This is a genomic window from Streptomyces sp. NPDC037389, assembly GCF_040636475.1.
In the GTDB taxonomy this organism is placed as follows: Bacteria; Actinomycetota; Actinomycetes; order Streptomycetales; family Streptomycetaceae; genus Streptomyces; species Streptomyces hesseae.
The window spans coordinates 256883-269514 of sequence record NZ_JBEZUS010000005.1 but is presented as its reverse complement, the minus strand read 5'-3'; the positions used below and the strand labels follow the sequence as shown (position 1 = coordinate 269514).

The window sequence follows — 12632 nt, the reverse complement described above, 5'->3', positions numbered from 1 at the left end:
CCCGCCGGTTCCGGGTCATGCCCGGACCGGCTGCCCCAGCAGCATCGCCGGCGCACCCGCCACCCGCGTCAGCACGATCACGCACGAGTGGGGGCCGGAGAGCTTGAGCTTCTTGCGCAGCTCCTCCGGCTCCACCGCCGACCCCCGCTTCTTGATGACGGCGACCCCGATGCCGCGCTCCCGCACGATCGCCTTGAGCTTCTTCAGGTTGAACGGCAGCACGTCCGTGATCTCGTACGCCGTGGCGTAGTCCGACGGTCGCAGCTCGTCGCTCGTCACATACGCGATCGTCTCGTCGATCAGGCCGCCGTCCAGACCGCTGTCGCCCAGCTCCGCCGCGGCCTCCGCCACCAGGTGCGCGCGGATGACCGCGCCGTCCGGTTCGTAGAGGTAGCGGCCCACGGGCCGGACGGCCGGGTCCGGCAGGCCCCGGCCCACCAGGGACGCGCCGCCCGGCAGCAGGGTCGCCCGGCGGGTGCCGGCGTCCGTGCCGAACCACAGCACGGCCTCCTTCACATCGCCGCCGTCCGAGATCCACTCGGCCTCCGCGTCCTCGGGCACCGCCTCGTGGGGTACGCCGGGGGCGATCTTCAGGGCCGCGTGCGGGGCCGTACGGGCCGCCTCGATCGCCCAGGACAGCGGGGGCGAGTAAGCCTCCGGGTCGAAGATCCGGCCCCGGCCGCCGCGCCGCGCGGGGTCGACGAAGACGGCGTCGTAGGACGAGGTGTCGATCTCGGCGACATCCGCGCAGCGCACCTCGATCAGCTCGGACAGGCCCAGGGCGGCCGCGTTGGCGCGGGCGACCTCGCAGGTCAGCGGGTCGCGGTCGACGGCGAGCACCTCGATGCCGGCGCGGGCCAGCGCGATCGCGTCGCCGCCGATGCCACAGCACAGGTCGGCCAGCCTGCGCACGCCGAGGGCTTCGAAGCGCCGGGCCCGGTAGGCGGCGACACCGGCCCGCGTGGCCTGCTCGACACCGTTCGGGGTGAAGAACATGCGGTACGCGTCCTCGGCGCCGAACTTGGCGACCGCGCGCTGCCGCAGCCGGGCCTGACCGATGGCCGCCGACACCAGCTCGGCGGGGTGGTCGCGGCGCAGCCGGGTCGCCGTGGCGAGCTCCTGGGCGGGGTCGAAGTCGCGCAGCTCGTCGAGGAGGGCGCGGCCCTCGTCGGCGAGGAGGGCGGCAAAGGCATCGGTGGCGGGGGCGTTCGGTGCGGGCACGTGTCTCATTCTCTCGCCACCTCTCGCGGCGTGGGGAGCGGGAGGAGGGTGAGGGGGCCCGTGCGGTACCCGAACGAGTGAACAAGAATCGTGTATGTGAGCACGTCTGTTTCCGGCCGAATACGCGCCGCCGCCCTCGCCTCCGCCGCCCTGCTGCTGACCGGCGTCCTCGCCGGATGCTCCGGCTCCTCCTCCGGCGGCCCGGAGAAGCCGCACAAGGCGGCCGGGACGCCCACCGCGCCCTCCTCCGCCCCCGCCTCCCCGGCGGCCCCCGACGCGTACCGCCGCTGGGGCCTGGACAAGCCGCTGGCCGCGCCCCCGGCCCCGCCCGCGAAGAAGCTCACCGACGGTTTCGGGCCGGGCGCGACGCCGCAGGTGATCCGGCGCGTGCCCACCCAGGACAAGGTCGTCTTCGTGACCTTCGACGACGGGGCCGAGAAGGACCCGGAGTTCCTCAAGATGGCGGCGGACCTCAAGGTGCCGTTCACGATGTTCCTGACGGACGACATCGCCCGCGCCGGCGCCGGCTACGGCTACTTCGAGAAGCTCCGCGCCCTCGGCAACGGCATCGACAACCACACCCTCTCCCACCCCAACCTGCGCACCCTCTCCGCCGAGGCGCAGAAGCGCGAGATCTGCGGGCAGCAGGACGCCCTGGCGAAGCGGTTCGGCGGCCGCCCGGTCCTCTTCCGCCCGCCCTACGGCAACTACAACGACGCCACGCTCACCGCGGCGGCCGGCTGCGGGGTGCGCGCGGTCGTGCTGTGGGAGGCGACGATGCAGATCAACGACATGCGCTACGCGCAGGGCGGCGGCCTCCGGCCCGGCGACATCGTCCTGGCCCACTTCCGCGGGCCCCAGGAGCTCAAGGGCACCACGATGACCAGGATGGTGACCAACATGCTGCGCAGCATCCAGGCGCAGGGCTTCACGGTGGCCCGGCTGGAGGACTACCTGTAGAGGGGTCGATCCCGGGCCCGGGAGATCGTAGGAGTACGCCCCCGTCCACGGGGTAGATCAAAGCTCGCCGCACGGCGAATTGGCACTCCGCTTGACCGAGTGCTAACCGCGTCATAGTCTCGGCTCCGTTGGCACTCTCCACCGGTGAGTGCCAAACACGGCGACGGGCAGGTTCCGGCACCCGCGACGACGGGACTCCTGGTCGCCACCTCAGACAGTTAACCCCGTGAGATCTCCGAAGGGGGAGGTCGGATCGTGACGACCGCCAGCTCCAAGGTTGCCATCAAGCCGCTCGAGGACCGCATCGTGGTCCAGCCGCTCGACGCCGAGCAGACCACGGCCTCCGGCCTGGTCATTCCGGACACCGCCAAGGAGAAGCCCCAGGAGGGCGCTGTCCTGGCCGTGGGCCCGGGCCGCTTCGAGAACGGCGAGCGCCTGCCGCTCGACGTGAAGGTCGGCGACGTCGTGCTCTACAGCAAGTACGGCGGCACCGAGGTGAAGTACAACGGTGACGAGTACCTCGTCCTCTCGGCTCGCGACGTTCTCGCGATCATCGAGAAGTAGTTCACCCGAGGCTCCCTGAGCCTTCGAAGCTTGTGAACAGTGCCCCTGGTTCCCGCGCCTGCACAGCCGGGCGCCGGGGGCGCGGTTCGTTTTGAGACCCGGCGAAGGATACGTACCCCATGGCCAAGACCCTGAAGTTCGACGAGGACGCCCGTCGCGCCCTTGAGCGCGGCGTCAACAAGCTCGCCGACACCGTGAAGGTGACGATCGGTCCCAAGGGCCGCAACGTCGTCATCGACAAGAAGTTCGGCGCCCCCACCATCACCAACGACGGTGTCACCATCGCCCGCGAGGTCGAGCTCGACGACGCGTACGAGAACCTGGGCGCCCAGCTCGTCAAGGAGGTGGCGACCAAGACCAACGACATCGCGGGTGACGGCACCACCACCGCCACCGTGCTGGCCCAGGCGCTGGTCCGCGAGGGTCTGCGCAACGTCGCCGCCGGTGCCTCCCCGGCCTCCCTGAAGAAGGGCATCGACGCCGCCGTCAAGGCCGTCTCCGAGGAGCTCCTGGCCACCGCCCGTCCGATCGACGACAAGGCCGACATCGCCGCCGTCGCCGCGCTGTCCGCGCAGGACAAGCAGGTCGGCGAGCTGATCGCCGAGGCCATGGACAAGGTCGGCAAGGACGGTGTCATCACCGTCGAGGAGTCCAACACCTTCGGCCTGGAGCTGGACTTCACCGAGGGCATGGCCTTCGACAAGGGTTACCTCTCGCCGTACATGGTCACCGACCAGGAGCGTATGGAGGCCGTCCTCGACGACCCGTACATCCTGATCCACCAGGGCAAGATCTCCTCCATCCAGGACCTGCTGCCGCTGCTGGAGAAGATCATCCAGGCGGGTGGCTCCAAGCCGCTGCTGATCATCGCCGAGGACGTCGAGGGCGAGGCCCTGTCGACCCTGGTCGTCAATAAGATCCGTGGCACCTTCAACGCCGTGGCCGTCAAGGCCCCGGGCTTCGGCGACCGCCGCAAGGCGATGCTGGGCGACATGGCCACCCTCACCGGTGCCACCGTCATCGCCGAGGAGGTCGGCCTCAAGCTCGACCAGGCCGGTCTGGACGTGCTGGGCACCGCCCGCCGCGTGACCATCACCAAGGACGACACCACCATCGTCGACGGTGGCGGCAACTCCGAGGACGTCGCGGGCCGCGTCGCCCAGATCAAGGCCGAGATCGAGTCCACCGACTCGGACTGGGACCGCGAGAAGCTCCAGGAGCGCCTCGCCAAGCTCGCCGGTGGCGTCTGCGTCATCCGCGTGGGCGCGGCCACCGAGGTCGAGCTCAAGGAGCGCAAGCACCGTCTGGAGGACGCCATCTCCGCGACCCGCGCCGCGGTCGAGGAGGGCATCGTCTCCGGTGGTGGCTCCGCTCTGGTCCACGCCGTCAAGATCCTCGAGGGCAACCTGGGCAAGGAGGGCGACGAGGCCACCGGTGTCTCCGTCGTCCGCCGCGCCGCCGTCGAGCCGCTGCGCTGGATCGCCGAGAACGCCGGCCTCGAGGGCTACGTCATCACCTCCAAGGTGGCGGAGCTCGACAAGGGCCAGGGCTTCAACGCCGCGACCGGCGAGTACGGCGACCTGGTGAAGGCCGGCGTCATCGACCCGGTCAAGGTCACCCGCTCCGCCCTGGAGAACGCCGCGTCCATCGCCTCCCTGCTGCTCACGACCGAGACCCTGGTCGTCGAGAAGAAGGAAGAGGAGCCCGCCGAGGCCGGTCACGGTCACGGCCACGCCCACTGACGCACCCTTCGCCCATCCGGGTGATACGGCCGGGGCCCGGCCTCCCTCGTGGGGAGGCCGGGCCCCGGCCCGTTGTGGTGCCGATGTGCCGTCAGCCGGTGCCGTCAGTTGGGCCCGTAGCGGCGGCCCGTCGACGAGCCGGCGCGCGAGACCGCGCGGCGGGGGGCCAGTTTCAGCAGACCGGTCAGCGCCTTGTAGCGGGGGTCGGGGATGGACAGCGCCTTCCCCCGGGCGAGGTCCTTCAGCGCCGCGTCGACCAGCTTGTCGGCGTCCAGCCACATCCAGCCGGGCACGTTGTCCGTCCCCATGCCGGCCCGCTGGTGGAACTCGGTGCGGACGAAGCCGGGGCAGAGCGCCATCATCCGCACCCCACTGCCCGCCAGATCCCGCGCGGCGCCCTGGGTGAACTGCACCACCCACGCCTTGCTCGCTCCGTAGGTCCCCCGGGGGACGAACGCGGCGACCGAGGCCACGTTGACCACACCGCCGCGCCTGCGCTCCCGCATACCGGCCGCCGCGGCCGAGGTCAGCCGCAGCACCGCCTCGCAGTGCACCTTGAGCATCGTCAGCTCGTCGGCCATCGCGACCTCGAGATAGCGGCCCTTGTTGCCGAAGCCCGCGTTGTTGACCAGCAGGTCGACCGGGTTCTTGCGATCCGAGAGCCGGGCCTCGACCGCCGCGATGTCCTCCTCCCGCGACAGGTCGGCGCGGAGCACCTCGACCTCCACGCGGTGGCGGTCGTGGAGCTCCGTCGCCTGCTCGCTCAGCCGCTTCTCGTCGCGGGCCACGATGACCAGATTGTGTCCGTCGGCCGCCAGCCGCCGGGCGAAGGCCGCGCCGATGCCCGCGGTGGCTCCCGTGATCAGTGCAGTCGTCATACGGGAACGTTAGTGCCCGGCACACCCTCCCGGCTGCCTTCCCCCTCCTCCGCCCGCCCCTTCGGACGCGCGGCGGCGCGATTCTGACGTTCCCTGTACGCCAGGGCCTTCTCCCGGAGCTCGGGGTGGAGCGCGTCGCCCGCCGTGAGGAGGCCGGCCCGCAGCGCCTGATCCGTCGTCAGCGAGCGGAAGGCGTAGGAGACGGTCACCTCGTGCGCGGGGCGGTGGACGACGGTGATGGGGTCGCCCGCGCGGATCTCCCCGGGTTCGATGACACGCAGATAGGCCCCGGGCGCGGCTTCCTGGGTGAAGCGGCGGATCCAGCCCGACTCGCCCAGCCAGTCGGCGAAGACGCGGCAGGGGATGCGCGGAGAGGTGACCTCCAGCAGCAGATCCGTACCTATGCGCCAACGCTCTCCGATGCGCGCGCCGTTGACGTCGACCCCGAGGGTGGTGAGGTTCTCCCCGAAGGCGCCGTGGGGCAGCGGGCGGCCCAGCGCCCGCTCCCAGCCGTCGAGGTCCTCCCGGGCGAAGGCGTAGACCGCCTGGTCGTCACCGCCGTGGTGGCGGAGGGAGACCACCGCGTCGCCCGCGAGGCCGCTGCCCGCCGTGCCCTTCGGGCCGGGGGCGGCCACGGCGACCGGGCCGGGGACGGGGCGCTTGTCGATGCCGCTCGCGAGCCCGTCGGCGAAGGCGCCCTCATGGCCCGGTCGATCGCCCGAGGTCCGGGCCCGGCCGACGTTGAGGGAGAGCAGACGCATGGGGGAAGCCGTGGCGCGATCCATGGGACGAGCCTAAGCGGCGCGCCCTCAAAGCGTCGAGCGAATATTTCGCATCGGCCCCAAGGTGGCCTTATGCTCGGTTCTATGATCGAGGCACGTCATCTGAGGGTGCTGCGCGCGGTGGCCGCCACCGGTTCGTTCTCGGCCGCGGCCCGCGAGCTCGGCTGCACCCAGCCCGCCGTCAGTCAGCAGATGAAGGCCCTGGAGCAGTCGGCGCGCACACCGCTGCTGGTCCGCACGGGCCGGGAGATGCGGCTGACCGAGGCCGGCGAGGCCCTGGTCCGCCACGCCACGGGGATCCTGGCCGGGCTGACCGCCGCCGAGGAGGAGATCGCGGCCATCGCCGGGCTGCGGGCCGGGCGGGTGCGGCTGGTGTCCTTCCCCAGCGGCAGCTCCACGCTCGTGCCGACCGCGCTCGCCGAGATGCGCGCCGCCCACCCGGGCACCCAGATCTCCCTCGTCGAGGCGGAGCCGCCGCGCTCGGTGGAGATGCTGCGCGAGGGCGACTGCGAGATCGCGCTCGCCTTCCGCTACCCCGATGTGCGCGGCGCGGACCCGGCGGCCGGCGCGGAGTGGGACGACCTGGTCGTCCGGCCGCTGCTGACCGACCGCCTCATCGGCGTGGTGCCCGAGGGGCACCGGCTGGCCGGGGCGGAGCGGATAGGGATCGCCGAGCTGGAGGACGAGCCGTGGATCGCGGGTTGCCCGCGCTGCCGGCGACATCTGGTGGAGGTGTGCGAGAGCGCGGGCTTCACCCCGCGCATCGACTTCGCGACGGACGACTACCCGGCGGTCTTCGGCCTGGTCGGGGCCGGGCTCGGGGTCGCGGTCATGCCCGAGCTGGCGCTGGAGTCGGTACGGCCCAAGGGGGCGCGGACGGTGCCGGTGGAGCCGGTCGTACAACGGGAGATCGTCGCCCTGACCCTCCCGGACCTGGCCAGGGTGCCGGCGGTCGGGGCCATGCTGAACCGCCTCGCGGCCGCCGCGACCCGCTGAACACCGGCGCCGGGCGCGCGGGGGCGTGCGGGAGCGTGGCCGTCGGTGGAAGCGCAGCCGCAGGCGCTCACGCGGTCATCGCGCCGGCGCCCGCGCCGCTCGCCGAGATGGGCCGGTGCCTCGCGCGCCCCATGAGCTCCTCGCGCTCGTCCTCGGTCAGGCCGCCCCAGACGCCGTAGGGCTCCCGCACCGCCAGCGCGTGCGCCGCGCACTCGGCGCGTACGGGGCAGCGCATGCACACCTCCTTCGCGGAGGTCTCACGGGCGCTGCGCGCCGCGCCGCGCTCGCCCTCGGGGTGGAAGAACAACGAGCTGTCGACCCCTCGGCACGCCGCCAGGAGCTGCCAGTCCCACAGGTCGGCGTTGGGACCGGGAAGGCGGGAGAAATCTGCCATTGCTTATCCCCTCGAAACGATCTGTCCGATGCAGTGCCCGTGTCCGTACATCTGTCGTGACTGTCGTGTGAGCAGATGAAAATATGACTCTTGTTGAATCTAGCCACAGATGCCGGTAAATGGGAAGAAATGCGGGTCCGACTGGGCAAATGGGGCATAGCTTGGCTGGTGGGCCGGGCGCCCCCTGTGCGCCCTGCTCCGTGTCCGCGCCCTCACGTAGAGTGCCGAACACGGCCGACCAAGCCCGTAACTCTTTCGGGTGACCGTCGTTGAGAGTGCGGAGGCGGTTGACGCATGAAGCAGTCGGGCGGGTGGCAGGGCCCGGGTGCCGTCAACCGCGCAAGGTGACGACCAGTACCAGCCCCTGGAGGCTCAAGGTGACGCGCATCAGCTGCGGAGGGCGGCCATGACATCCGTCCTCGTCTGCGACGACTCCCCGCTTGCCCGAGAAGCGCTCCGTCGCGCGGTGGCGACCGTGCCCGGCGTCGAGCGCGTGACGACGGCGGCCAACGGCGAGGAAGTCCTCCGCCGCTGGGGCGCCGATCGTTCGGACCTCATTCTGATGGACGTACGCATGCCCGGACTCGGTGGTGTGGAGACCGTGCGCCGGCTGCTCTCCGCCGACCCCGGCGCCCGCATCATCATGCTCACGGTCGCCGAGGACCTCGACGGGGTCGCTCTCGCGGTCGCCGCCGGGGCGCGCGGCTATCTGCACAAGGACGCCTCGCGCGCCGAGCTGCGCGCCACCGTGACCCAGGCGCTCGCCGACCCGACCTGGCGGCTCGCCCCCCGGCGGCTGCGCTCGGCGGAGATGGGTGCCGCGCCCACGCTCACCGCGCGGGAGATCCAGGTGCTGGAGGGCATGAGCCACGGCCGCTCCAATGCGGAGATCGGCCGGGAGCTCTTCCTCTCCGAGGACACGGTGAAGACCCACGCGCGGCGGCTCTTCAAGAAGCTGGGCGCCTCGGACCGGGCGCACGCGGTGGCCCTCGGCTTCCGCTGGGGCCTGGTCCGCTGAGGCGGTGTGGCGCGCAGCGTCTCGAGGTCGCGGTGCGCGCCACCCCGGCGGGTGGTGCCCACCGCGACCCCCGTGGTGTGCGCCGCGACCTCGCCGCGTCGACGGCCCGACGCCGAAAGCTCGAGGGATGCCGCATCCTTGAGGTGTGACTCCTCCCCGGCGGAGGCCGAGGTTTCTCGCTCGGCCAGAAGAGACCTCATGACGGACAAGCCCTGCCACGTGCCCTACGGCACGGGTGCAAGCTATCGGTGGAGTCGTGAGTGCTGGGGCGGGCATACCCGAAAGGGGGAGGCGCTAGACGTGAGTGCGAGGACACCGACGCGTAACGGTTCGATGCACAACCACGAGGGCGGTGCCACGGAGAATCCGGCGCCGGGGCACCATGGACCGATGCGCGACGACGACACCACCGCCATTGGCGCGCTCGTCGCCCGTGCGGTGGAGGGCGACCGGCAGGCCACCCATGATCTGCTCGCCCTGGTGCACCCTCTCGCCCTGCGCTACTGCCGTACGCGCCTGTCGCGGCTGCCGGGCGACGCCCGCCATTTCGTGGACGACCTCGCTCAGGAGGTCTGTCTCGCCGTTCTGTGCGCCCTGCCGCGCTACCGCGACACCGGGCGCCCCTTCGAGGCCTTCGTCGTGGCCATCGCCGCGCACAAGGTCGCCGATCTCCAGCGCGCCGCCATGCGCCACCCGGGCAGCACGGCCGTGCCCTCCGACGAGATGCCGGAACAGCCCGACGACTCGCTCGGGCCCGAGGAGCGGGCGCTGCTCAGCAGCGATGCCGAGTGGGCGAAGAAGCTGCTCGCCAACCTTCCGGAGAACCAGCGCGAGCTCGTGCTGCTGCGCGTCGCCGTCGGGCTGACGGCCGAGGAGACCGGACAGATGCTGGGAATGTCGCCCGGCGCCGTCCGGGTCGCCCAGCACCGCGCGCTCAGCAGGCTCAGGGCGCTCGCGGAACAGTGAGCGCGGGGTGTGCGCGTCCCGGCCCACCGGGGTGCGCACACCGCACGGACGCGCCGACCGACGGTGTTTTCGTAGGAATATCCAAGTGACGTGGGCCTCAGGGCTCGTGGAATGGGACACCCGCCACGGCCGTTAGCATGGTAGTCCTCGCTGGGGCAAGACCATTTGGGAAGGTGTCATGACTGACAACGTCGACGGAATGCCCGGAAAATTCGCGATGCTCGGTCTGACATACGACGACGTCCTGCTGCTGCCGGGCGCCTCCGAGGTCCTGCCGAACGGTGTGAGCACCGCTTCCCGGGTCTCGCGCAACGTACGGGTGAACATCCCGCTGCTGTCCGCCGCCATGGACAAGGTGACCGAGGCGCGCATGGCCATCGCCATGGCCCGCCAGGGTGGCGCGGGCGTGCTCCACCGCAACCTCTCGATCGAGGACCAGGCCAACCAGGTCGACCTCGTCAAGCGCTCGGAGTCCGGCATGGTCTCCGACCCGATCACCGTCCGCCCGGACGCCACGCTGGCCGAGGCCGACGCGCTGTGCGCCCGGTTCCGCATCAGCGGTGTGCCGGTCACCGACCCGGCGGGCAAGCTGCTGGGCATCGTCACCAACCGTGACATGGCCTTCGAGATGGACCGCGGCCGCGCGGTGCGCGAGGTCATGACCCCGATGCCGCTGGTCACCGGCAAGGTCGGCATCTCCGGCGAGGACGCCATCGAGCTGCTGCGCCGCCACAAGATCGAGAAGCTGCCGCTGGTGGACGACGCCGGTGTGCTCAAGGGCCTCATCACGGTCAAGGACTTCGTCAAGGCCGAGAAGTACCCGAACGCCGCCAAGGACGCCGAGGGCCGCCTGGTCGTCGGCGCCGCGGTGGGCGTCGGCGCCGAGGCCTTCGAGCGCGCCCAGGCGCTCGTCGAGGCCGGCGCGGACTTCCTGGTCGTCGACAGCGCCCATGGCCACAGCCGGGGCATCCTCGACATGATCGCCAAGATCAAGTCCAACATCAGCGTCGACGTCGTCGGCGGCAACGTCGCCACCCGCGACGGTGCCCAGGCCCTGATCGACGCGGGCGTGGACGGCGTCAAGGTCGGTGTCGGCCCGGGCTCGATCTGCACCACCCGCGTCGTCGCCGGCATCGGCGTCCCGCAGGTCACCGCGATCTACGAGGCCGCCCAGGCGTGCCACGCGGCGGACGTCCCGCTGATCGGCGACGGCGGCCTCCAGTACTCCGGCGACATCGCCAAGGCGATCGCCGCCGGCGCCGACACGGTGATGCTCGGCTCGCTGCTCGCGGGCTGCGAGGAGTCGCCGGGCGAGATGGTCTTCATCAACGGCAAGCAGTTCAAGTCCTACCGCGGCATGGGCTCGCTGGGCGCCATGCAGTCCCGCGGCCAGGCGCGGTCCTTCTCCAAGGACCGCTACTTCCAGGACAACGTCCTCTCCGAGGACAAGCTGGTGCCCGAGGGCATCGAGGGTCAGGTGCCCTACCGCGGCCCGCTGTCCTCGGTCGCCCACCAGCTCGTCGGCGGCCTGCGGGCCTCCATGGGCTACGTCGGCTCGGCCGACATCCAGGAGCTCAAGGACAAGGGCCGCTTCGTGCGGATCACGTCCGCGGGTCTCAAGGAGAGCCACCCGCACGACATCCAGATGACGGTCGAGGCGCCGAACTACTCGCGTCGCTGATACGGACCCCCGGCCGGGGGTCCGGGGGTTGTCCCCCGGGAAGCGCTGTCAGATGACGGTCGAGGCGCCGAACTACTCGCGTCGCTGACGCGCCCGGCTACTGCTTCCGGTAGTAGTCGGAGTTTCGCACAGAAGTCCGTCGGAGCCCGCGACCGATAAGGCCGCGGGCTCCGCCGCGTCGGGGATACTGGTATGCGGCAGACGGAGCGCCAAGGAAAGTGAAAGGCCACACACGTGACTGAGATCGAGATCGGGCGCGGCAAGCGCGGCCGCCGGGCGTACGCGTTCGACGACATCGCCGTCGTCCCGAGTCGCCGTACCCGCGACCCGAAGGAGGTCTCGATCGCCTGGCAGATCGACGCCTACCGCTTCGAGCTGCCGTTCCTGGCCGCCCCCATGGACTCGGTCGTCTCGCCCGAGACCGCCATCCGCATCGGCGAGCTGGGCGGCCTGGGCGTGCTCAACCTCGAGGGCCTGTGGACCCGCTACGAGGACCCCGAGTCGCTGCTGGCCGAGATCGCCGAGCTGGACGAGACCGCCGCGACCAAGCGACTCCAGGAGATCTACGCCGCTCCGATCAAGGAGGAGCTGATCGGGCAGCGCATCAAGGAGGTCCGCGACTCCGGTGTCGTGACCGCCGCCGCGCTCTCCCCGCAGCGCACCGCGCAGTTCTCCAAGGCCGTCGTCGACGCCGGCGTGGACATCTTCGTGATCCGCGGTACGACCGTCTCCGCCGAGCACGTCTCGAGCGCCGCCGAGCCGCTGAACCTCAAGCAGTTCATCTACGAGCTCGACGTCCCGGTGATCGTGGGCGGCTGCGCCACCTACACCGCCGCCCTCCACCTGATGCGCACGGGCGCGGCCGGTGTCCTCGTCGGCTTCGGCGGCGGCGCCGCGCACACCACCCGTAACGTCCTGGGCATCCAGGTCCCGATGGCGACCGCCGTGGCCGACGTGGCCGCCGCCCGCCGGGACTACATGGACGAGTCCGGCGGCCGCTACGTCCACGTCATCGCCGACGGCGGCGTGGGCTGGTCCGGCGACCTGCCGAAGGCCATCGCCTGCGGTGCCGACGCCGTGATGATGGGCTCCCCGCTGGCCCGCGCCACCGACGCCCCCGGCCGTGGCTTCCACTGGGGCATGGAGGCCGTCCACGAGGACGTGCCGCGCGGCAAGCGCATGAACCTGGGCACCGTGGGCTCCACCGAGGAGATCCTCCTCGGCCCCTCGCACACCCCGGACGGCTCGATGAACTTCTTCGGCGCGCTGCGCCGGGCGATGGCCACCACGGGCTACAGCGAGCTCAAGGAGTTCCAGCGCGTCGAGGTGACGGTCGCGCCGTCGCAGCACGACAAGCGCTGACGCTTCGTCTTCCCTTCAAGGCCCGGTCCGCTTCGGCGGGCCGGGCCTTCCGCATGGCCTGCCACCGA

General features: G+C 71.4%; 12 protein-coding genes. 8 read left to right on the top strand and 4 right to left on the bottom strand.

Translation table 11 applies throughout. From position 1 onward, the window contains the following. Positions 1–15 precede the first annotated feature (15 nt). Complete coding sequence (locus AB0E98_RS13340) at positions 16–1230, bottom strand: methyltransferase domain-containing protein (protein WP_361701836.1); 1215 nt, start codon at positions 1228–1230, stop codon at positions 16–18. A gap of 87 nt (positions 1231–1317) precedes the next feature. Between AB0E98_RS13340 and AB0E98_RS13335 the strand changes: the two genes are divergently transcribed. The 3 genes from AB0E98_RS13335 (at position 1318) to groL (ending at position 4487) form a co-directional block, all read left to right on the top strand. Next, the gene (locus tag AB0E98_RS13335) at positions 1318–2181 is read left to right on the top strand and encodes a polysaccharide deacetylase family protein (protein WP_361701835.1); all 864 of its coding nucleotides are present in this window, start codon (positions 1318–1320) and stop codon (positions 2179–2181) included. A gap of 255 nt (positions 2182–2436) precedes the next feature. Beyond that, entirely contained in the window at positions 2437–2745 is a 309-nt protein-coding gene (gene groES, locus AB0E98_RS13330) for a co-chaperone GroES (protein WP_004955293.1), read from the top strand. A 119-nt stretch (positions 2746–2864) separates the two neighbouring features. Then, positions 2865–4487 carry a chaperonin GroEL gene (groL, locus tag AB0E98_RS13325; RefSeq protein WP_361701833.1) on the top strand — a complete coding sequence of 541 codons (1623 nt, stop codon included), beginning with the start codon at positions 2865–2867 and terminating at the stop codon, positions 4485–4487. A gap of 104 nt (positions 4488–4591) precedes the next feature. On the opposite strand, the gene AB0E98_RS13320 is transcribed toward groL, so the two are convergent. Both AB0E98_RS13320 and AB0E98_RS13315 read right to left on the bottom strand, forming a co-directional pair. Beyond that, positions 4592–5365, bottom strand: a complete 774-nt coding sequence (locus AB0E98_RS13320; RefSeq protein WP_361701832.1) for an SDR family oxidoreductase — start codon at positions 5363–5365, stop codon at positions 4592–4594. Beyond that, a complete protein-coding gene (locus tag AB0E98_RS13315) occupies positions 5362–6126 on the bottom strand; it encodes an MOSC domain-containing protein (protein WP_361702122.1) in 765 nt (254 codons plus the stop codon). Before AB0E98_RS13315 ends, AB0E98_RS13320 begins: the two co-directional genes overlap by 4 nt. Before the next feature lie 105 nt (positions 6127–6231). Here AB0E98_RS13315 and AB0E98_RS13310 point away from each other — a divergent pair, with 105 nt between their 5' ends. Further along, on the top strand, positions 6232–7143 hold the full coding sequence (locus AB0E98_RS13310; RefSeq protein ID WP_361701830.1) for a LysR family transcriptional regulator: 912 nt from the start codon (positions 6232–6234) through the stop codon (positions 7141–7143). 67 nt (positions 7144–7210) lie between these two features. Here AB0E98_RS13310 and AB0E98_RS13305 read toward each other — a convergent pair whose 3' ends face one another. Next, positions 7211–7537, bottom strand: a complete 327-nt coding sequence (locus AB0E98_RS13305; protein ID WP_126914647.1) for a WhiB family transcriptional regulator — start codon at positions 7535–7537, stop codon at positions 7211–7213. A gap of 406 nt (positions 7538–7943) precedes the next feature. Between AB0E98_RS13305 and AB0E98_RS13300 the strand changes: the two genes are divergently transcribed. The 4 genes from AB0E98_RS13300 (at position 7944) to AB0E98_RS13285 (ending at position 12564) form a co-directional block, all read left to right on the top strand. Continuing rightward, positions 7944–8555, top strand: a complete 612-nt coding sequence (locus AB0E98_RS13300) for a response regulator transcription factor (protein WP_003948568.1) — start codon at positions 7944–7946, stop codon at positions 8553–8555. 390 nt (positions 8556–8945) lie between these two features. Beyond that, positions 8946–9521: a sigma-70 family RNA polymerase sigma factor gene (locus AB0E98_RS13295; protein WP_206279852.1), complete on the top strand. Its 576-nt coding sequence runs from the start codon at positions 8946–8948 to the stop codon at positions 9519–9521. Between the two features lie 178 nt (positions 9522–9699). Further along, positions 9700–11202 carry an IMP dehydrogenase gene (gene guaB / locus AB0E98_RS13290; RefSeq protein WP_311608863.1) on the top strand — a complete coding sequence of 501 codons (1503 nt, stop codon included), beginning with the start codon at positions 9700–9702 and terminating at the stop codon, positions 11200–11202. A 234-nt stretch (positions 11203–11436) separates the two neighbouring features. Further along, positions 11437–12564 (top strand): GuaB3 family IMP dehydrogenase-related protein, encoded by a 1128-nt coding sequence (locus AB0E98_RS13285; protein ID WP_229347413.1) that lies wholly within the window; start codon positions 11437–11439, stop codon positions 12562–12564. Positions 12565–12632 lie beyond the last annotated feature (68 nt).